Source organism: Arthrobacter castelli DSM 16402 (genome assembly GCF_000430705.1).
GTDB lineage: Bacteria > Actinomycetota > Actinomycetes > Actinomycetales > Micrococcaceae > Arthrobacter_C > Arthrobacter_C castelli.
In genome coordinates, this window is sequence record NZ_AUMN01000003.1 from 225,075 (window position 1) to 245,027 (window position 19,953).

Sequence of the window (19,953 nt, forward strand, 5' to 3'; positions counted from 1 at the left end):
CTTCAGCGGCCGGCCCGCCTGCTGCCCATATCTGAGCGTTCGGGGCGCCTGGTTCGCCATGGGTGGAAGCGACAGGCCCCAGGCAGCTTATTCGCCCTCGACCAGCCGGTACCCCATGCCCCGCACGGTGACGAAGTGTCCGGCCCCCAACTTGTTGCGCAGGTATCGGATGTATACGTCCACCACATTGGAACCAGGGTCGAAGTCGTAGCCCCACACCCGCGATAACAGCTGCTCGCGGCTGAGCACCTGGCCCGGGTTGCGGAGGAACGCTTCGGCGAGGGCGAATTCCCGGGCGGAGAGGTCCACCTCCTTGCCATCGACGGCGGCGCGCCGCGTGCGCAGGTCCAGTCGGAGCTTGCCATGAGTCAGGGTGGTGGTATCTCCGCCGTTGCCTTCCGGCCGCAGCCGCAGCCGGATCCGGGCCAGCAGTTCCTCGAAGCGGAATGGCTTGGCCATGTAGTCGTCCGCGCCGCCTTCCAGCCCGGCGACCGTGTCGTCAACGGTGTTCCGTGCGGTGAGGATAATGACCGGGCTGTAGTTCTTGTTCTCCCGCAGTCTCCTCAGCACGGTGAAGCCATCCTGGTCCGGCAGTCCCAGATCGAGCACGATCAGCTCAAAATCGCCGGTTTGGGCCAGGTGATAGCCCTCGCGTCCGGTGGTGGCCACGGTGGGCGTATACCCCGCTGCGCGCAGACCTTTGGAGACAAAGGAATTGATGCGGTCTTCATCTTCGATCAGCAGGATTTGGCTCATCTGGCCCTCTCTTCGTGCGGGGTATGCGGTGGATGGTCGGGCAGTGGGGGAGTAACGGGCAGGTGTTCGACGGCGGGTGGATGCTGTCGCTGCTGCCCCTCCGATGGCCCCGGCGAGTGCGGTGCATCCGGTGTTCCCGGCGTCCCGGGTGTCCCCGGTGTTTCCGGCGCCGGAGGAGCAACGGGAACCGGCTTCGTTACCGTTGCCTCGGCCCCGTCACCATCCTGCTCCCTTCGTGCCGGAAGGTCGAGAGTGAATGTCGATCCACGACCGGGCTTTGACACCACGTCCACCCGGCCGCCGTGGGCCTTGGCGATGGCGCTGACGATCGTCAGTCCCAGGCCCGAGCCTCCACTTCGCCCCGCCCCGCTGCCCCGGTTAAACCGTTCAAAGATGCGCTCGCGGTCGGCGGTATCGATGCCGGCGCCCTCATCTCGCACCCACAACTTCAGCCGGTCACCATCGACCCTGGAGCCAAAGGCGATGGTGGACCCAGGGTCGGAGAACTTCACCGCGTTGGCGGCCAATTGCAGCCAGGCCTGGGTGATGCGGTGTGGATCCAGCGGACACGTATGAGCGGCCCGGGCGTCGATCGTCCAGCGGCGTTCGCCCAGCTGGCTCGCCTTGTCCAGCACTTCATCGGTGAGCTGGCCGGCGTCGACGTCCTGAGTACGAACAAAATCGGGACGGTCCACATTGGCCAGGGTCACCAGGTCATCGACCAGCAGGTGCATGCGGTCCAATTCGTCCAAGGTGATCGTCCGGGTGGAGTCGACGTCGGCGGGGTCGTTGACGTCCAATAGCTCCAAATGGCCACGAACGATGGTAATGGGGGTACGCATCTCATGGCCGACGTCGTCGAGCAGTTGGCGCTGGGAGCCGAAGGAATTCTGCAACCGGTCCAGCATGTCGTTGACCGTCCGCGTCAGCTCCGACAAGTCGTCATTGCCGGTGACCGGGATGCGCTTTTCGAGGTCGGACTCGCCAATACGTTGTGCTGTTTCCCGCACCAGCCGGATGGGTTGCAGCAGGCGGCCGGCGAGTAACCAGCCCACGACGCCGATCAGCAGCAGTGAGCCCAAGGCCACCAGCGAATAGGTCAGGAAAGTGCCGTTGACCTGGGCGAGTTCGGCATTGCGGTCATAGGCGAGTACAAACAGGCCCGGTTTGGGGTCGGTTGAGAGCTGGACCGGGATGACGGCGATCCGGTACTCGGTGGTGGAAGTTTCCACTGTCTGGATGCGGATCGAGTCCCGTTGTTCGTAGGACTTGATCCAGTTCACCAGTTCCTGATCGTCCTCCAGCCGCACCGGGACACTGGGGTGGGCCAGGTACTGCAGTTTCCCGTCGCTGAATCCGAGCATGCCTTCATTGCGGGCCGGAACCGTCCGCTGCATGGCCACAGACACCAGCCCGTTGGCGGTGGTGAATGGTTCGCCCGTGGTGGGATCGAGCCCCTTTTTGGCCAAGGTGCGGAATTCGGCGACGGAGCGGCCGAGGGAATCGTTGATGGTCTCATCCACGTGGTTCCGCTGCAGCAGATAGGCAGTACCGCCCGCTACGACCAGTCCGAGGAAGGTCAGGGCCAGGACGGCCGCCAGCACACGCGCCCGGACGGTGAGCGGGCGGGCCCATCGCTCTTTGATTCGCTGCAGCATCAGTCATCACCCAAGTCGTCGCCACCGTCGCCACCTTCGCCGCTATCGCCATCTTCGCCGCCATCGTCGACGTCGCCGCCAACATCGTCATCGTTGTCGTCATCCTGCGGCTGCGGAGCAGGGGGTGGCACATAGACCGGCGACGACGGCGGTCCACTGTTGGTCGGTTTCGGGTCCGGCTTCGGATCGGGCTTGGGCTTGTCGGTCTTTGACGGGCCGGGTTTTTCGCCGGTTTCTGACGGAGTCGGTTTGTCCCCGGTCTTTGTGGGCTCCGGGGACGGGGAAGAGGTCTTTGTCGGCGATGGGGAAGGGGTAACGGTTACCGCTTTTCCCAAATCCACGGGGCCGGGACTTTGCAGCGCGCCGGCGACAAAAAAGGCAGCCGCCAGCGCTCCGGTCGTCAGTACTCCGGCGACGGTTAGCTTACGGCGGCGGGGATGTTCCATACTTCTATTGTGGAGACCGAAAATGAGATGAATGTGAGAAAGTCCAGGCTCCGTAGCTCCTTCATTTTGGCTCTGATCCTCGCTCTTGGCGCCACGGCGCTGGCCGTGTTCTGGAGCAGTGTTATCCCACCGTCGTTTACCCGGGACAACATTGAGCCGCTGCCCAAGGAGCCCGGTCAAATCACCTTCACCGCCTCGGGAGACTTTGGGGCGGGGGAGTCGGCCCAATCGGTGTTCGAACAGATTGGCACCGTCGATCCCGCCCTGCATTTGGCGCTGGGAGATTTTTCCTACGGCGAAACCGACACGGAACAGCAGTGGTGCTCTATGGTCACTGACGTCGTCGGGCAAACCTTCCCGTTTCAGCTGATCGCCGGCGACCACGAACTCAATGGCGAAGACGGCGATCTCGACACATTCACCGATTGCCTGCCGAACCAGTTGCCAGGCCTGGAAGGCAACTACGGCCGTCAGTGGTACGCGGACGTACCCCGGGAGGATCCGCTGGTGCGGTTAGTGATGATTTCGCCGGGCCTCGACTTCGGTTCCGGGCCGGCGTCGTACCAGGCAGGTTCGCAGCGTTACCAGTGGACCGCCGAGGCTATAGCCGGCGCGCGTGAAGAATCCATCCCCTGGGTGGTGGTGGGGATGCACGCTCCCTGCCTGTCGATGGGGGAATACGGCTGCACCCCGGGCGCGGACATCACCAATCTGATGCTCAAGAAGGATGTTGACTTGGTGTTGCACGGCGACGAACACCTGTACCAGCGGACAAAGCAACTGGCCCTGACACAGGAGTGCCCCCGGCTCCGTCCGGAAACTTACTCTCCCGCATGCGTGGCCGACGACGATGCGAACCTGGCTGCCGGCGGCGGCACCGTCTTTGTCACAGCCGGCACCGGAGGCCGGGACCTGCGGGATGTGCACCTGGGTGACCCGGAGGCGCCATATTTTGCCGCCTCCGCAGGGGCCAACAAGAACCCGACGCATGGCAATCTGCACATCCGGGTGACCGACGAGGCGCTAACCGGCCGGTTCCTGCCTGCCAGCGGCGGAGATTTCACCGACAACTTCAGCATCGAACGTCGCTAGGTCTGCCGGAAGGCGACGGTCGATTGAAACGCAAACGGTACCGTTTGGTGTCGACTGATGTCGTGTAGCGTCGTTTGGCGTAGAGCAGGGCGGACGTTGTAGCCTAGAGAAGCCGAGGGGCTATGGCGCAGTTGGTAGCGCGTCTCGTTCGCAATGAGAAGGTCCGGGGTTCGAATCCCCGTAGCTCCACCTAAGTCAGATGAACTTTATGTTTCTTTGCTCCTTCGTAATTCACTGGTATTCGATGGGTCGGAGTCAATGCGACTTCGCGATTAGCTGCACCGGTTCATCCAGTCGCAGCGCCGCGAGCCAGGACACGATTGGAGCCACCAGCAAGCTCATGAGTGCAACCTGCAGGCCGAACGCTTCAGCCAGCAGCCCGACCAGAGGTGCGGCCAGGCCACCGATGCTCATCGCCAGCCCCAATGTCACCCCGCTGGCGGTGCCGACCCGGGTCGGCAGGTAATCCTGGCCGAGCGTGACGGTCAGCGAGAACGGGATATTCAGGCATAACCCGGTGGCTGCGACGAATACGAACACTGCAGGACCGGGAACCAGCGCGACGCCGGCCAGCATGGGGATTGTAAGCAGGTAAGCGGCGCGAATAAGCCGCACCCGCGTCCACCGACCGGCCAGGATGCCACCCAGCAAGGTCCCGGCTGCGCCGGCCCCGAAGAGCAGCACGAGGGCCGCCTGGCCTGCCAGTTGTCCGTCGGCGTCGAGGCGATCGATGACCCACAGCGCCAGGAATGTATGCAGGGAGAACATGGTGATTGACCGCATGATGACCACCGTGGTGAGCAGGCTGAACTGTCCCCAGCGGTCAACCAGTGCGGCCCGCACGGATGCAGCCGCGGATGCCGCCGGTGGGGTCAACCGGCGCAGCAGGACCGACAACAGGAGTCCGACGAGTACCGCGGGGATCATCAGCAGGGGACTGCCGCCGAGGCCCATTGCCGCCATGACAGGAGCGACGACGATCGGTCCCAGGGCGAATCCGATGTTGCCCCCGAGCGAAAACCAACTCATTCCGACATGGCTGCCGGCCGCAGCCGACCGGGCGAGGCGGGCCGATTCCGGGTGGTATGCCGCTACACCGATACCGGATAAGGCGATGGCCAGCCACGTCCACAGGTACGAATCGCCCAGGCCGGACAGGCCGATCCCGATGCCGGCCACGCTCAGTCCGGCGGGCACCAGCCAGGGCATCGGACGCTTGTCTGTCAGGATGCCGAACAGCGGTTGGACGACGGACGAGAACAATGTGGCCGCCAGCGTGATGCCGGCTGCCGCGACGTAGCCGTAGTGACGTTCGGCCACGAAGAAGGGGACCATGGCTGGTACTGCACCTTGGTAGAGGTCGTCGACCAGGTGGCTGCCGACCAACAGCCACATCCGCCACTTGGCAACCCGTTGGGACGATTCCACGCCGCTTAGCATGCTCCTCATCATCCGCCGGGTTCAGCCGTCGACGTCGTGCAGGTGGTGGCGCAACTCGTGCAGGCCGTATTGGGTGAGAGTTGTGACCGTGAAGATCCGTCCGTCGTCGCGGTGGCCGCGCCGCTCCCACTGGTCACCGTGGACGGCTGAGAGTGCAGTGGCGTAGGCATCGGCTGCATCACGCATGCCGGCGATAACTTCCCCGGGTTCCTGCGACCTGTAGTCCTCGGCCAGTGCGACTGCGTCGCCGTCGAAGTTGGGCAACTGCGGGTTGACCTCGGCCAGCATTAGCTCCTGCCTGCGACGGAACAGGGCGAGAATGTCGCGCACATGGGCTGCATATTCGACGTCGGACCAGCGGCCGGGTCGGGGACGGCGCGTTGCATCGGGGCGGGCCAGCACATCAGCCCACCGGTCAACGCCGGCGCGTATCTCGGCAGGGGCTCCCAGCACCTCCTCGTTCCCGGTGAAGCCGCAGGTCACACAACCCCGCTCCAGAACTTCCGCCCAGTCGCGGGTATCGGGCACTATGCTTTCGTTCTCGCTCATGGTGGGACTCTAAGCCATGACGACCACCCAGTCATTTCAGGGCCGGGAAGTCGCCCTGATGCCGGCACCCGGACCCTTTCGGACTGGGCCCAGCGCTCTCCGGCCTTGTCGCACTCGGCGCCACCCGCAGCTGCGTTCGCTGTCAGCCGCCGATGGGAAGATATGCTGGACATCCGATCCACCAGGGACCGAATTCGGGAGGGAAGCTCTATGGTTGCCAAGGATGTGCCCGGAAGCGATTCGCTGTCTTCGCACGACCAAAAGCTGGAACGGGATGAACTGGCCTGGCAACTGACCGATTTGGCTCGCGACCTGCAACGGCATTCCTCCCCGGACGAGGTGCTGCGATCCGTGGTCGATGCTGCCATTCAACTGATCCCCGGTGTGGAGGAGGGCTCAATCAGCGTGGTGCTGGGGCGGAAGAACGCCAGTTCCCGGGCGCCTTCGGGCGCACTGCCCAGCCAGGTGGACGATATTCAGACCGAGCTGGGTGAAGGCCCGTGCCTGAAAGCGGCGTATCAGGAACGTATTGTGCGGGTGTCGAATATGACCACCGAGCAGCGGTGGCCGCGGTTTGCGCAACGGGCGGCGGAACTCGGGGTGGGCAGCATGCTCGCTTTCCAGCTGTATGTCGACAATGACAACATGGGTGCGCTGAACCTGTATTCGAGCAGCGTCGATGCCTTCGGCCACGAGTCCGAGGAGATTGGCCGGCTGGTGGCCGGTCATGCCGCCGTGGCATTCGCTGAAGCGGAGGAAACCAGCAACCTTCAGCTGGCGATCTCCTCGCGGGACCGGATCGGCCAAGCCAAGGGCATCCTGATGGAGCGGTATAAGATTACCGAGCAGCAGGCGTTCCTCATGCTGGCGCGGGCCAGCCAGAACACCAACATCAAATTGCTCCGCATTGCTGAACAACTCGCCGACACGGGAGAGATTCCCGGACTGTCCGGCGACGATAAGGCCGTGCCCTAAGACGCCAGCGACATCCTCCCGGCCACAGGGTGGCTCCAGGTGCCGTGGTCGATCTCGAGCAGGTTGCCGTTTTCATCGCAGCAGACATTGACCGGCTCGCCGTAGGCCACGCAGTTCTCGTCCAGGCACACCTCGGAGAAGTCACCTGAGTAGACGTCCGCGAAATTCCGTTCCCAGTCGTCAACCCTGCGGATGGCCCGCGCGTCGCCGGCGTCGGCCAATTCCTTCAGCTCCGCTATGGAAGGCCTCGATGCCATGTTCCTGACTGTATTCGTTGCCATGTGCCCAAGGTACTGCGGCCCACTGACAAAATTGCCGAGACCCGCCAGCGTGTCGAATATTGCCGGCCCGGTTGGCTACCGCGGACTGCCCCGGGCCTGCCGTCGGCCTGCCGCTCCGACCGGATGAATCGGAAGCCCTGGCTGGAGGTAGTCTGTCACCCGGGGCCCATATGCCGGCGAACACAGCTGGGGCCTGCGACGAAGAACTGGAGGGCGCGGACAGCTATGGCGGGGTTTTCCTTCGGCGATCTCAGCAGGTATCCGGATATCGAGGCCGGCAACTTGTTTGCCGTCGACGCCGCGGACCGGTTGATCCTGGATGAAGCTGCAGATGAGGTGGTTGCTTCGGGAAACAATGCCGTCGTCATCATCGGTGACCGCTACGGCGCCCTGACGCTGGGGGCAGCGGACCTGCTCGACGACGAGGACAGCCTGCGGGTGCATCAGGACAGTATTACCGGCGAACTGGCACTGGCCAACAACGCCGCAGTCCTTGCACCGGATGCCGGCTTTACCCAATATGCATTGGGCCGTGAACTATTGACTGGTGCCCGTGTCGTGCTGCTGCAGTTGCCACGGAGCCTGGAAGCCTTGGACCAGATTGCCGACGCCGTGGCACGCTGGGCGGCCGACGACGTCGTGCTCTTCGCCGGGGGGCTGACCAAGCATATGACTCCGGCGATGAACGAGGTGCTGCGCAAGTACTTCGGAACTGTGCGGGCGGGACTCGGCCGGCAGAAGGCCCGCGTCATCACCGCCCGCGAAGTGCAGCGTCCCGGGACGGAGCCGGAACCGACGGCCCGGCAATTCCACCAGGACCTCGGGCTGTGGGTCTGCTCGGCGCCGGGGACGTTTGCCGGAACCAAGGTGGATATCGGCACCCGTTTCCTACTGGGGTTCCTGCCGCGGCTCGAAACCAGCAGCGGTGCCGCCGTCGACCTGGGCTGCGGCACCGGTATTATCGCCGCCCGGCTGGCCGCCCTGTATCCGGAACTGCAGGTGAGCGCCACCGACCAGTCGGCTGCCGCCGTCGAATCTGCCGCAGCCACGGCAGCCGCCAATGGGCTGGCCGGCCACGTCAACGCCGTCCGCGACGATGCCATGGGTTCCTTCCCCGACGCGTCTGTGGACCTGGTGGTGTGTAATCCGCCGTTCCACGCCGGCGCTGCGGTCCATGCCGGGGCGGCCTTGAAGCTGTTCGGGGCCGCCGCGCGGGTGTTGCGGCCGGGCGGGGAACTGTTGGTGGTCTACAACTCGCATCTTGACTATCGTTCCCGCCTGCGCAGCACTGTCGGCCCCACCCAGCAGCTGGGACGCAACCGGAAGTTCACGGTCACCCGCAGCATTCGCCGCTGACCCGCCGTCGTGCGGAAGCCAGAGGGGACTGCGGGCACCGCCGATCACCGGGCAACTGGTGTGGGTCCGGGATCTGTGGGGCGCCGCCATCCGGTGTAGAGGAGCCACCCGATCATCCAGAACTCGGCGATGGTCGGCGGGATGGCCAGGATGTAGACGAGTGGACCGGGGCTCGGCGCGAGGAAGGCCAGCAGGCCACTGAGCACGTAGCTCACTCCGCCCGCGACGAGCAGCCAGCCCAGGGCCCGAGGTGGCTGAATCCTAAATTAGTTATGGCTAATATTAGACGTAACTGTTATAGTTCCACTATGCACGCGTTCGATGTCCTTGGTGATCCGGTCCGCCGCCATATCCTCGACCTGCTGGCCGAGGGGGAGCGCAGTGCCGGTGAGGTGGTGGAGGCCGTCGGCGCGGAGTTCGGTATCTCGCAGTCGGCTGTCTCGCAGCATCTGGCGATGTTGCGGACGTCCGGCTTCGCGACGATGCGGCCGGACGGTGCCCGACGGCTCTACTCGGTGGACCCGACGGGGCTGCAAGAGGTGGACGCCTGGGTCGATCGCTTCCGCCACCTGTGGGGAGCGCGGCTGAGCGCCCTGGAAACGGAGATCGCGCGCGGCAAGCGTGCGCAACGGCAGCAGGAAGAAGGAAAGAACAATGAGAGACCTGATTAACGAGCTGACGGCGGTGCATCGTCAGGTGGCACGCGAAGCGCAGGACGGCGACGAGATAGTGCGGGTCACGATGCGCCGCCGGTACTCAACCGACGCACCGGACTTGTGGGCCGCGCTGACGGAACCCGAGCGGATCGCGCGATGGTTCATGCCGGTCTCCGGCGACTTGCGGGAGGGAGGGTCCTTCCAGCTCGAGGGAAACGCCGACGGCGAGATCCTCCGGTGCGATCCTCCATCGCAGTTGCGGACGACCTTCGGTGGCGCCGAGAGTGTCCTGACTTTGACACTCACACCGGGCGACGACGGGCAGACCGAACTGCGGCTTGATCACACAGTGCCCTTGGCCATGGCGCAGAACGTCGCAGGCGCGCTGTTCGTGGGGCCTGGCTGGGACGGAGCTTTCCTCGGTCTGTGCCTTTACGTGGCCGGCGAGGCCGAAGGGGATCCCCGCGAGGTCGCGGAGTCACCGGAAGTCGTGGAATTCAATATCGCCGCGATCGACCGATGGTCCGCCGTGGCCGATCAAGCCGGAGCGGCACCGGAGGAGATCGCTCAAGGACGAGCGATGGCCCTCGCGCAGTTCGCGCCTGGCACGGCCGAAGCTGCCGAGGCGGCCGGGAACGCCTGACCTGCACAGCAGTGCCCTGGTGGCAGTGCGGCGTCGTTGATGCGTTACCCCTGCCGCCAAGGGCTGTTTTCCTCGTCGGTGCGGAGTATGTTGTTCCCATGGCTTCCGAGGCAACTCATCTGTCCGTCGAAGGTCCCCACGGCACGAGGGAGGTGCGGATCTCCAGCCCCAGCCGCGTCATGTGGCCGGACCTGGGGATCACCAAGCTGGACCTTGCCAAATACCTGGCCGAAGTGGGGGAGGCATTTGTCGCGGCCAACGGCGACCGGCCGCTGGCTTTGCAGCGCTTCTCTGAAAATGTCGACGGCGAGCAGTTCTTTTCCAAGAATCCGCCCCGGGGTGCCCCGGACTACATCCGTTCGGTGATGGTGAAGTATCCGAGTGCGCGCTCGCATCCGCAGCTGATCATCGACGAGCCTGCGGCGGCCGTGTGGGCTGCGCAAATGAACACGGTCGTCTTCCACCCCTGGCCGTCGCGGGCGGAAGATTCTGACAACCCGGATCAGCTGCGCATCGACCTCGATCCGCAGCCCGGTACTGATTTCGACGACGCCGTGCCGGCCGCCGTCGAGCTGAAGGCCGTGCTCGCGGAGGCCGGGCTGACCGCATTCCTGAAAACGTCGGGCAACCGTGGCCTGCACGTGTACGCACCGATCGAACCCACTCACGAATTCCTCGACGTCCGCCATGCCGTCATCGCCGCTGCCCGGGAGCTGGAGCGGCGGATGCCCGAGGCCGTCACCACTGCTTGGTGGAAGGAGGAACGCGGCCAGAAGGTGTTCGTCGACTTCAACCAGGCCAACCGGGACCGGACTATCGCCGGTGCCTACAGCCCACGGGCTCTGGCCCACGCACCGGTGTCCTGTCCGCTCGAATGGGAGGAGTTGGACAGCGCGGATCCGAAGAACTTTACGGTGCTGACCATTCCGGAACGACTGCGCACCACCGGCGATCCCTGGGCAGACTTCCACGCCGCACCAGGGACGATCGACCAGTTGCTGCAGTGGTGGCAGCGGGACCTGGATTCGGGGCTCGGGGAACTGCCGTTTCCGCCGGACTATCCCAAGATGCCGGGCGAACCGCCCCGCGTGCAGCCCAGCCGGGCCCGGATGCCCGAGTAGGGTCCGTGGTGCAGCAGCCCCGCAGTCCGCCGTACAGAATGGTGCCTTACCTAACGATTCGCCGCTAGCAACCGGCGAATCTTTAGGTAAGGCCACATTCCTCTTAGGTGGGCGGCGATTCCTCAGGCAAGGTCGGATTCCTCAGGCAAGAGCATATTCCTTAGGAAGGCAGGTTCCAATCAGCACGGGGGAGCGATGGCTGCCAATGGGAGTTCCGGTCCGGGCCGGGGCGGCGCCGCTTCCGCACCGACCGATGAGTTTGCTCCGGTTGATCCGTCCTTACTGTGCTGGATGCTTCGTATACTTCGAATCACTGCCTGAGGAGAATGAAAATGACAGAGTTCACCACCACTGCACGCGGGGACCGGGTGGCGTACGACCTGTACGGATCCGGCCCGGCGATCATCTTCGTCGCGGGGGCCGGGCCGTACCGGGCCGTGGACCCGTCGACCACCGAAACGGCCCAACAGGCCGCCGGGCACGGCGTCACCGCGCTTGTCTTCGACCGCCTGGGCCGCGGTGAAAGCGACGCCGAGGGTGCACTGACCCTGGAGCGGGAACTCGACGCAATTGCCGCACTGCTCGACGTCGTCGGCGGTTCTGCGGTGTTGTGTGGGCATTCTTCCGGGTGTTCCATCTCGCTGAGGGCCGCGGCTGACGGTTTGCCGGTTGAAGGTCTCGCGCTGTGGGAGGCGCCATTGGCCGGCGACGCCGCCGACACCCAGGCCTGGTCCGACCACATAGAGAAGCTCATCGACGCCGGCCGTCTCGAAGGTGCCAAGGAGCACTATATGAAGGACATGCCACCGGAATGGCTGGCCGGGGCGAAAGCGTCACCGGAATGGCCCGAGATTGCAGCCGGGGTTGTCAGTACCCGCGCCGATGCGCAGTCCATGGCGTGGGCCATTCGCGGACTTGAACGGGCAAACCTCGGCGATATCCGCGTGCCGGTGCTGGCCATGTATGGAACCGAAACATTCGGGGAGATGACGACGGCGGCAGAACGCATCGTCCGTACCCTGCCCGATGCCGTCATGAAGGAAATGCCTGGCGCGCAGCACAGCTGGGAACCGGAGCCCATGGCAGCCGAACTCGCCGCATTCGCAAAGGTCTCCATAGCGGCCCGGTGAGGGAGCCGGCATGAAGTATGAATCCATACCCTCGTGGGGAGAAAAGACAATGACCGCGACAAACAACCGGAACTCAGCCGGCACGAGCCAACCGCTGGACCACGAATTCACCACAGTCCTGCGCAAAGAATCCGGGAAGGGAGGGTGGATCCATGTGGTGATGCCCGGCTCGGCCGAGTTCTTCGGCACCCGCGGCCTGGTCAGGGTGCGAGCGAGCATTGACGGGCACCCGTTCCAATCGTCTTTCATGGCATTAGGCGATGGCACCCATAAACTGCCCGTCACGAAAACGCTCGCAGAAGCCATTGGAAAGGGCGAGGGGGATACGGTCACCATCCACCTCGACGAGCGGATGAAGTAGAAATCCAAATTATTCCCGTCCGGATGTCGATCCGTCGCAGTACCGTTCGACGCAGTAGTAGAGGGACGCATTCGGCGCCCTCGTCAACAAAGGAGAGAACAATGAAGTACATGCTGATCATGCGCTCCACCGACGCCGCGATTGAAGCCTCAAAAGAGATGGACTTCGAAGAGATCATCAACGCCATGGGCGAATATAACGTGGCGATGACCAACGCCGGCGTCCTGCTCGCGGGCGACGGCCTGGCTGGCCCCGAGGAGGGCTTCGTCGTGGACTTTGACGCGGAGCAGCCGATAGTCACCGACGGACCGTACGGCGAAACTCACGAGCTGTTCAACGGTTTCTGGATCATCGAGACGTCCACTAAGGAGGAAGCCGCGGAGTGGGCGAAGCGGTGCCCTCTGGGGCCCGGCAGTAAGCTCGAGGTGCGGCGCGTGACCGACGCGAGCGACTTCGAGGATTTCGCGGACAACGAGTACGTCAAAAACGAGCCGGAGCTGCGAGCAGCCAATAAGCAGCCCTGAGCCCTGAGGGTCGCCCCGCGGGGAAACATCATGATCGAAATCCAGGGTACGCTCGACGCCATCTGGCGGATCGAGGGCGCACGCATTGTCGCTGCGCTGGCCAAGATGACCGGCGACGTCGGCCTGGCTGAAGATCTCGCCCAGGAAGCGCTCGTCGATGCCCTCAGCCAGTGGCCGGAGTCAGGCGTTCCGCGAAATGCGGGCGCCTGGCTGACTGCTGTGGCCAAGCGCAAGGCCATTGACGGGTGGCGGCGCGCCGAGCGCCTGGATGAGCGGTATCGGGCCATCGCCCACGATCTCGAGGAGGTAGCCGAGGACGAATGGCAGCCGATTCCCGACGACGTGCTGCGGCTGATCTTCGCCGCCTGCCATCCGGTACTCTCCCGCCAGGCGCAGGTGTCGCTGACATTGCGGGTCGTCGGTGGACTCACCACTGAGGTAATCGCCCGGATGCTGCTGGTTCCCGTTGCCACGGTCCAGCAACGCATCGTCCGCGCGAAGAAGACCCTGTCGGCCGCGAAAGTGCCCTTCGAGGTGCCGGAGCCAAACGAATGGAACGACCGGTTGGCCGCAGTCCTTGGCGTGGTCTACCTGATTTTCACCGAGGGCTACGCAGCGACGTCGGGGGAGCGCTGGGTGCGGACCGAGGTCGCCAACGAGGCATTGCGGCTCGGGCGCGTGGTCGCCGGTATGTTGCCGCGCGAACCTGAAGTGCATGGACTCGTAGCATTGATGGAGTTCCAGGCATCGCGGTTCGCCGCCCGAGTTGGCAGTGACGGGAGCCCGGTGCTGCTTGCCGACCAGGACCGTCGCCGCTGGGACCGCAGCCAGATTGGCCGCGGGCAGGCAGCGCTGCGGCGTGCGGATTCGGCAGCACGCGGCCGCGGCAACTACGCACTCCAGGCTGCCATTGCCGAATGCCACGCCGTCGCCCGGACTTTCGAACAGACGGACTGGAGCCGCATCGTGCTGCTGTATGAGGCGTTGGGGCGGCTGGCTCCCAGTCCCGTCGTCGAACTCAATCGTGCTGTAGCCGTTTCCATGGCCACCGGACCGGAAAGTGCGCTGCGGATCGTCGACGGACTCGACACTCGGGCCTTGCGGGGGTCGCACCTGCTGCCCAGCGTCCGGGGCGAGCTCCTTGCCCGGTTGGGACGGATAGAGGAAGCCCGCTCCGAACTGCTTACTGCAGCCGCGTTGACCGCAAACAAGCAGCAAAAGTCGGTGTTGGAAGCCAAGGCGGCGTTGCTCTGAGAACGGCAAGTAAAGGGAGTGCGATGACCGGTTCCGCAGATACTGCGCTTGTTGTTGGAGGAGGGGTTGCCGGCCTGGCAGCGGCGGCGTCCATGCTGCAACAAGGCTGGTCCGTCACCGTACTCGAGCAAGCCCCGGAGTTTACCGAGGTCGGAGCTGGGTTGGCACTGACAGCTAACGGTCTGTCCGCCCTCGCTGGGCTCGGTCTCGGCGACACCGCGCGTGCAACTGGCCATAGGTTGCACATGGCCGGAACCATGAATGAGCGTGGCGACTGGCTGATGCGCATTCCGTAGCGACACACCACACTCCCCCCGGGAGGCCTATGGCATTCACCGACGGATGCTCCATAAAGTGCTACTGGAAGCAGCAGATGGAGCCCGCCTTGTCACCGGGACGCGGGTAATGGCCGTCAGCGCCGGGCACCCCGCCGGCGCCCCGGCAACAGTGCAATGCACCGCCAGCAACGGACCGGTGGACTACCAAGGCGACCTCATTATCGGCGCCGACGGGTTACGAAGCCAGCTGCGAAACCGACTCGCACCCGACACTGTGCCCGAATACAGTGGTAAATCCTCTTGGCGCGGCATTGTGGATGACGCGTCCATAGTAAATGATGATTTCATCATCAGGTGGGGGCCCGGCACTGAATTTGGCGCGGTGCGTATCAGCGCCGATCAAGTGTATTGGTACGGCTATATCCACTCAACAGAGCACCACCGGTGGCTCGATGAGCAGGCAGCAGCCATCGAACATTTCAGGGACTGGTCTGCGCCCGTTCCAGCGCTGATCCGCGCTACTGCCTCGGAAAGAATCCTGCGCCACGATGTTTACTCGCTGGCCCCGCCACTGCATGGCTACGCCTTCGGCCGCGCTGTCCTGATCGGCGACGCCGCCCACGCAATGGTGCCCACCATGGGGCAAGGAGCGAACTCATCCTTGGAAGATGGCGTTTGCGCCGGAGTGTTGGTTGCACGGTCGGTCAACGCCGGAACCGGCCTGGCGGCAGCAGTGGAGCGTTTCGACTCGTTACGGCGCCCCAGGACTCAGCGCACGCACCGCGGCGCCGGCATCTTCGGCCACCAGGTCCGCATTGATGGCGGCCGCAGCCGAGGCTCCGGCTCCCGTGGCCACGCTGATCATCGCGCCGAGGTCGCTGACATTCCCAGCCGCCCACACGCCCGGGAGCTCCGTCCGTCCCATCTGTCCGGTCTCGATGAACCGTCCCAAAGGGTGCTCTGTCAATGTCCCACCCAGCTGTTCGTACAATTCGGCACGGGCCATGAAGCGAGGGGCCACTGCCAACGCATCCACTGGAAACTCATGACCGTCCTCAAGGACCGCCGCCCGAAGCACATTGTCCTCGCTGCGCAGCCGCTCCACCCGGCCACTCACCACCCGCACATCCAAGGCGGCCAGCTGCTCCCATGCCTCGCTGTCCGGCTCGGGCATTTCGTGGAGGAAGAGCGTGACGTCGTCGCTGAGCTGGCGGAACAGCAGCGTTTGGTGGATGCTGAGTGGGCTGGTGCCCAGGATGCCGATTCGTTGTCCGCGCACTTCCCACCCGTGGCAGTAGGGGCAATGCAGCACGCTCTTGCCCCACAACTCCCATACACCGGGTACGTCCGGGAGTTCATCGGTCAGTCCCGTCGCGAGCAGCAGCCGGCAGGCGCTCACAGTGGATCCGCCGGCCAGCTCGATGTCGAACCCTTCCTCCGTACGGCGGGTCGCGACAGCGGGATCGTCGCGGATTTCCGCTCCGTACTGTTGCGCTTCCCGCCGTCCGGCGGCCAGCAGGTCGAGCGGCGCTAACCCTTCCCGGCCGACCACGTTGTGGGCGCCGTCTGCCGGAGCGTTGCGGGGATCGCCGGCATCCAGCACGACGACGGAGCGCAGGGAGCGTGCCAGCGTCACCGCGGCGGCGAGACCCGCTGCGCCGCCTCCGATAATTGCCACTTCATGGGTCAGATTCGTGTTCATTTCAATACCTCTTCAATCGGGTAGTTAGGAGGAGCGGGGGCGGGCGCAGCGCCGACTCGGCGGTTTCAGTGACCTTAGGCACGGCGGGCAGCCCACGCTGTGCGGGCGACGCGCACCTTCAGATCGTCCCGGCGCAGCAGGCTCTCGTCGCTGTCCGTCGCGAGAACCCGGTCCAGGGCATTCAGGTCTTGAGGATCCAGCTGGCCGTCGAGAGCTGGGCGCATCCGCCGCAGGTAGCCGTCTGCGTAGCGGCTGGTAGCCGACGACGGCGGCCCCTCCTTGGCGGCTGTGCCAGTTGCTGCCATTGCCCCGGGGTGCGCCACTTCGTCGGCCTTCGGATTTTCGCCGGACTCGGCCACGAAGCTGCGTTCGGCGGCGACCGTGAAGCCTGCCTGTTCAAGATGGGAGCGCCAGTTTGGGTGGGCATTCCAGCCTTGCTGCGCCAGAGCCTCGTGGCACCTGGTCTCCAGGCCCGGCCGGGCTGTTTCGACGTCGTCGGGCAGGAACCGGGGCAGGCTGTCCATTTCCAGCACCACCAAAAGCCCGCCGGGATTCAGCGCGGCGTAAACATCGGCGAGCACGCGGTCCGGAGACGCAACTTCGTGCAATGACGACGCCGCCCACACCACATCCGCTGCCCCGGCCTGCGGCCAGCCTGCATCCAGATCGGCCTGCAGGAGACGGACTCGGTCCGCGATACCGTGTTCAGCCGCGGCCGCCTGGACCCGGTCAAGCATCGATTCCGACACGTCGACCGCGACCACTTCGGCCCGCGTGAAGCGCTCCGCAAGTGCCACCGTCCCGGTGCCGGTGCCCGCGCCCATATCCACGACGATGCGCGGATCCGTTGGAGCATATTGCGCCGCCCAGCGGGTCACTTCGTCGAGATAGGGCCCGAGGACTCGTGCGTCAAGATCCAATAGTTCCGCGTGGGAAGCGGCATTGCCTTCAGGGCCGTCCATACAGGGATGGCCCGTGCCGTGGTCTGCGTCGTGGTGGTGGTGTTTGCCGTGGTGTTTGCCGTGGTGGTGATGATGTGCCATGGCTCCAGATTAGCCTCGGTGTGCGTACTAGGCATACAATATTGCTTATGACGCAAGAACTCGCCTTGGACACAGTGATCCGTAAACGCATCCGCGGCCTCCGGCTGGCGCGCGGCTGGTCCCTGGACGCCCTCGCGGCGCGCTGCTATCTCAGTCCTTCCAACCTGAGCCGCATCGAAACCGGGCACCGACGCATCGCCCTGGACCAGCTGGTTCCTATTGCAAGAGCCCTGGACACCACACTTGATCAGCTCGTCGAATCCACCGAAGACGAGGACGTGGTGATCAGGCCGGAGCCGTCTCATGCGCGGGGGAGGACGACCTGGCTGCTCTCCAGCGAAGAGACCCTCCACGGCGTGACAGTGGCCAAGATGCGGATCACCGACGATCAGCCGGCAGGTGGTGAAGAGGCGGGGGTGCATCCCGGACGTGAATGGTTCACTGTCTTGTCAGGAACGGCCCGGCTGCAACTGGGGGAGCGGACCATCCTGGTCGAAGCGGGCGACGCCGCTGAATTCTCCACTATGGTCCCGCATGCGATCACCGGCCACGATGGCCCGGTGGAGATTCTCACCATTTTTGACCACGACGGCGAACGCGCCCACCTGCACGTCACAGACGAGGCCCCTGCTTCGTGACCTTGAGCGGCCTGGTCGGCGGCCGGACGCGATGAAGGTGACGAGGCGAAGGGGCGGCATGACCCCATATCAGGTGCTGCAGCCTGCAGAGGCTTGAGCCGGTCACCGAAGAGCACTGTGCTGCATACTGGGGAGCATGACCAGCCCGACGAACAGGCAGCAGGCCGAAGCCGTACGAACTGCGTTGGGGGACGACGTCGTCGAATATTCTGCCACGTCCATTTACGAGTGGGGGCAGGTGTTCAAAGCCCGGCTTGCGGTTGCCGGAGGAGATGCGGTTGACGCCGTCGTGAAACCCACACTGTCGGAGCCCGAAGAAGCAGCCGCCTTGGGGCAATGGCAACGCCACGTATGCGCAGCAGGCCTGTGGAGCGTGCAGCCGCTGGAACTTCAGACCGTTGAGCTTCCGCTGACCGCGGGGGATACAACCTGGATGGCCTACCCGTGGATCGAGGGATCGCCGTGGTCCGGAACTGTCGAATCGATCAATGCTGCGGGCCGCGGCCTCGGCCTGCTACACGCGGCGTCTTCGACTTTCAACGGCGTTGGAATGCCGGATTTCGATTGGCCCGTGTTCAGCCAGGAGTCGGTGGATGAAGACGTTGAAGCCATTGGGCGGGCCTGCCGGGATCAGGCCGGCCACCTGGATTCCGGTGGCTATCCAGTGGACTCAGCTTCTGCCGCTTCGCGATGGACCCGGGAGTTGCGCGCTTTCCACGGTGAAACCTTGCCTGCCATCCGGGATGCCTCCCTGCCCACGTATCCGGTGAGTCTCGACTACCGTGCCGCCAACCTCATCTATGCAGCAGATGGACAACCCCCTGCGTTCATCGATTTCGAAAATGGTGAGGTGGCGCCGAGATTACTCGATGTGGCGGTGTCGGTATTGCTCTTCGCCAGTGAGTCTGAGAGCAACCCCGGGCGCCTCTTTACCCAAAAGGAGTGGAAGGCGTATTTGGCCGGATACCTGGAGGCTGCCCCGGCGCTGACTGACCAAGAGGTTGCCTTATGGCCGGAGGCGCTGAAATATATGCGCCTCGAATGGGGCACATGGCATCTGACGGACGGAGCGGAGTGGGATTTTCCCGGCGAGGGCAGCTTCCTCCGCGACCTCCTGACCCTTCAGGAAACAACGCGCTTCCCGCTGGAGCTGAATAGTGCTTAGGCCGGCGCCGCCGTCGTTTCCATTCGCAGCACCGGCGTGCCGGAGGCGTCTTCGATACTCAGCGCCACTCTCACCGACGACACTTCCTCCAGGCTGTCCAGATGCGTTCCCCCGCAGGGAATCCGCACCGTATGGTCCGGCAGTTCGCACACCCAGTAGCGCACGTCGGTGAGTGCGCTGCCTTCCCGCTCGATCCGCACTGCAGCACCGGACCCGATCCAGGAGGCGAGGGCCCCGTTAATGGCGCCTTCCAGCTCCGCCAGTTCGTCGGGGACACCGTCGGTGATGAACCCTTTGCGCCGCAGCGATTTGCCCATCCGATAGGTGTCCACTGATCCGTTCGGCACGATCGTCGAAACGTCGATGGCCAGCCCGTCGAAGTCCGGCTCGCCCCTGCCATCGGCCCGGGCGTCCTTCTTCCAGCGGTGAGCCATCGCCTGGTTCAACGCCAGCGAGGCAACGTGGCAGGCGGTGTGTCCGGCCGATATCGCGGCGCGATAATCTTCATCGACCTCGACCTGCACCTCGTCGCCTTCTGCCAGCCCGCCGTCGTCGTCAACCAGGTGCGCGACCGCGAAAGTCCACCCCTCGGCGCCCTTCTTCGCCGGAATCTGCTCGCCGGTATACAACTGGGTTCCATCTGTCGCCGCCGTGACGCAATCACTGACCCGGGTCGGCGACCCGTCTTTTCGGATGACGGCGCGGTCCGGCCCCTGGTCAGGCCACGCGGCATCGACTGGGTGGCAGGGGGTGGAATCCAGCAGCACCGCCGTTGAACCGTCACCTTGCGGCGCAAGATGTACGACGACGGCAGTTCCGTGGACAGCGCCGGCGGGGTAGGTCACGGTGGTCGGTTCGAGGGGAAGTGTCACGCCGATCCTTCCG

23 protein-coding genes, 1 tRNA gene and 1 pseudogene are annotated in these 19,953 nt (G+C 64.6%); 15 read left to right on the forward strand and 10 right to left on the reverse strand.

Annotated elements, in window-relative coordinates; translation table 11 throughout:
• Positions 1–87: 87 nt before the first annotated feature.
• From H535_RS0105540 to H535_RS0105550, 3 genes are read right to left on the reverse strand one after another with little or no spacing between them, the layout of a single operon-like run.
• On the reverse strand, positions 88–756 hold the full coding sequence (locus H535_RS0105540; protein WP_026818768.1) for a response regulator transcription factor: 669 nt from the start codon (positions 754–756) through the stop codon (positions 88–90).
• A complete protein-coding gene (locus H535_RS23675) occupies positions 753–2,414 on the reverse strand; it encodes a sensor histidine kinase (RefSeq protein WP_081416463.1) in 1,662 nt (553 codons plus the stop codon). Before H535_RS23675 ends, H535_RS0105540 begins: the two co-directional genes overlap by 4 nt.
• Entirely contained in the window at positions 2,414–2,860 is a 447-nt protein-coding gene (locus tag H535_RS0105550; RefSeq protein ID WP_026818769.1) for a hypothetical protein, read from the reverse strand. The genes H535_RS23675 and H535_RS0105550 overlap by 1 nt, the downstream gene beginning before the upstream one ends.
• Positions 2,861–2,869: 9 nt before the next feature.
• Here H535_RS0105550 and H535_RS23680 point away from each other — a divergent pair, with 9 nt between their 5' ends.
• Together H535_RS23680 and H535_RS0105560 are read left to right on the forward strand one after the other, a co-directional pair.
• The gene (locus tag H535_RS23680) at positions 2,870–3,952 is read left to right on the forward strand and encodes a metallophosphoesterase (RefSeq protein ID WP_245580167.1); all 1,083 of its coding nucleotides are present in this window, start codon (positions 2,870–2,872) and stop codon (positions 3,950–3,952) included.
• A gap of 116 nt (positions 3,953–4,068) precedes the next feature.
• Positions 4,069–4,141: transfer RNA gene (locus H535_RS0105560), tRNA-Ala, on the forward strand.
• 66 nt (positions 4,142–4,207) lie between these two features.
• Here H535_RS0105560 and H535_RS0105565 read toward each other — a convergent pair.
• Entirely contained in the window at positions 4,208–5,380 is a 1,173-nt protein-coding gene (locus H535_RS0105565) for an MFS transporter (RefSeq protein WP_211236529.1), read from the reverse strand.
• A gap of 33 nt (positions 5,381–5,413) precedes the next feature.
• Positions 5,414–5,941 carry a DinB family protein gene (locus H535_RS0105570; protein ID WP_026818771.1) on the reverse strand — a complete coding sequence of 176 codons (528 nt, stop codon included), beginning with the start codon at positions 5,939–5,941 and terminating at the stop codon, positions 5,414–5,416.
• 210 nt (positions 5,942–6,151) lie between these two features.
• Here H535_RS0105570 and H535_RS23685 point away from each other — a divergent pair, with 210 nt between their 5' ends.
• Positions 6,152–6,916, forward strand: coding sequence for a GAF and ANTAR domain-containing protein (locus tag H535_RS23685; RefSeq protein ID WP_245580168.1), 765 nt, complete (start codon positions 6,152–6,154; stop codon positions 6,914–6,916).
• Here the strand turns inward: H535_RS23685 and H535_RS0105580 are convergent.
• Entirely contained in the window at positions 6,913–7,173 is a 261-nt protein-coding gene (locus H535_RS0105580; protein WP_026818772.1) for a hypothetical protein, read from the reverse strand. The genes H535_RS23685 and H535_RS0105580 overlap by 4 nt on opposite strands.
• Positions 7,174–7,422: 249 nt before the next feature.
• On the opposite strand from H535_RS0105580, the gene H535_RS0105585 reads away from it, so the two are divergent.
• The gene (locus H535_RS0105585) at positions 7,423–8,553 is read left to right on the forward strand and encodes a class I SAM-dependent methyltransferase (protein WP_026818773.1); all 1,131 of its coding nucleotides are present in this window, start codon (positions 7,423–7,425) and stop codon (positions 8,551–8,553) included.
• A gap of 44 nt (positions 8,554–8,597) precedes the next feature.
• Here H535_RS0105585 and H535_RS28250 read toward each other — a convergent pair whose 3' ends face one another.
• On the reverse strand, positions 8,598–8,813 hold the full coding sequence (locus tag H535_RS28250) for a DUF4386 family protein (RefSeq protein ID WP_081416465.1): 216 nt from the start codon (positions 8,811–8,813) through the stop codon (positions 8,598–8,600).
• Between the two features lie 48 nt (positions 8,814–8,861).
• Between H535_RS28250 and H535_RS0105595 the strand changes: the two genes are divergently transcribed.
• The 9 genes and pseudogenes from H535_RS0105595 to H535_RS30335 form a co-directional block, all read left to right on the forward strand.
• Positions 8,862–9,224, forward strand: a complete 363-nt coding sequence (locus H535_RS0105595; RefSeq protein WP_026818774.1) for an ArsR/SmtB family transcription factor — start codon at positions 8,862–8,864, stop codon at positions 9,222–9,224.
• Positions 9,208–9,852: an SRPBCC family protein gene (locus H535_RS23690; RefSeq protein WP_051298589.1), complete on the forward strand. Its 645-nt coding sequence runs from the start codon at positions 9,208–9,210 to the stop codon at positions 9,850–9,852. Before H535_RS0105595 ends, H535_RS23690 begins: the two co-directional genes overlap by 17 nt.
• Positions 9,853–9,950: 98 nt before the next feature.
• Positions 9,951–10,973 carry a non-homologous end-joining DNA ligase gene (gene ligD, locus H535_RS0105605; RefSeq protein WP_026818775.1) on the forward strand — a complete coding sequence of 341 codons (1,023 nt, stop codon included), beginning with the start codon at positions 9,951–9,953 and terminating at the stop codon, positions 10,971–10,973.
• Positions 10,974–11,305: 332 nt separating this feature from the next.
• Positions 11,306–12,103, forward strand: a complete 798-nt coding sequence (locus H535_RS0105610; protein WP_026818776.1) for an alpha/beta fold hydrolase — start codon at positions 11,306–11,308, stop codon at positions 12,101–12,103.
• A gap of 10 nt (positions 12,104–12,113) precedes the next feature.
• Entirely contained in the window at positions 12,114–12,464 is a 351-nt protein-coding gene (locus H535_RS0105615) for a DUF1905 domain-containing protein (protein WP_245580170.1), read from the forward strand.
• Between the two features lie 101 nt (positions 12,465–12,565).
• Complete coding sequence (locus H535_RS0105620; RefSeq protein ID WP_026818778.1) at positions 12,566–12,988, forward strand: YciI family protein; 423 nt, start codon at positions 12,566–12,568, stop codon at positions 12,986–12,988.
• Between the two features lie 30 nt (positions 12,989–13,018).
• Complete coding sequence (locus H535_RS0105625) at positions 13,019–14,242, forward strand: RNA polymerase sigma factor (protein ID WP_026818779.1); 1,224 nt, start codon at positions 13,019–13,021, stop codon at positions 14,240–14,242.
• Positions 14,243–14,265: 23 nt separating this feature from the next.
• Positions 14,266–14,538, forward strand: a complete 273-nt coding sequence (locus H535_RS30165) for an FAD-dependent oxidoreductase (RefSeq protein ID WP_026818780.1) — start codon at positions 14,266–14,268, stop codon at positions 14,536–14,538.
• 46 nt (positions 14,539–14,584) lie between these two features.
• Positions 14,585–15,241: pseudogene (locus H535_RS30335) on the forward strand (FAD-dependent monooxygenase); the annotation flags it as partial.
• A gap of 30 nt (positions 15,242–15,271) precedes the next feature.
• Here the strand turns inward: H535_RS30335 and H535_RS0105635 are convergent.
• Positions 15,272–16,222 carry an NAD(P)/FAD-dependent oxidoreductase gene (locus H535_RS0105635; protein WP_026818781.1) on the reverse strand — a complete coding sequence of 317 codons (951 nt, stop codon included), beginning with the start codon at positions 16,220–16,222 and terminating at the stop codon, positions 15,272–15,274.
• Between the two features lie 74 nt (positions 16,223–16,296).
• Entirely contained in the window at positions 16,297–17,265 is a 969-nt protein-coding gene (locus tag H535_RS0105640) for a class I SAM-dependent methyltransferase (protein ID WP_026818782.1), read from the reverse strand.
• 47 nt (positions 17,266–17,312) lie between these two features.
• On the opposite strand from H535_RS0105640, the gene H535_RS0105645 reads away from it, so the two are divergent.
• Positions 17,313–17,903, forward strand: coding sequence for a helix-turn-helix domain-containing protein (locus H535_RS0105645; protein ID WP_026818783.1), 591 nt, complete (start codon positions 17,313–17,315; stop codon positions 17,901–17,903).
• A 136-nt stretch (positions 17,904–18,039) separates the two neighbouring features.
• Entirely contained in the window at positions 18,040–19,068 is a 1,029-nt protein-coding gene (locus H535_RS0105650) for a phosphotransferase enzyme family protein (protein WP_026818784.1), read from the forward strand.
• Here H535_RS0105650 and H535_RS0105655 read toward each other — a convergent pair.
• Positions 19,065–19,940 carry an alanyl-tRNA editing protein gene (locus H535_RS0105655; protein WP_026818785.1) on the reverse strand — a complete coding sequence of 292 codons (876 nt, stop codon included), beginning with the start codon at positions 19,938–19,940 and terminating at the stop codon, positions 19,065–19,067. The genes H535_RS0105650 and H535_RS0105655 overlap by 4 nt on opposite strands.
• Between the last annotated feature and the right edge of the window lie 13 nt (positions 19,941–19,953).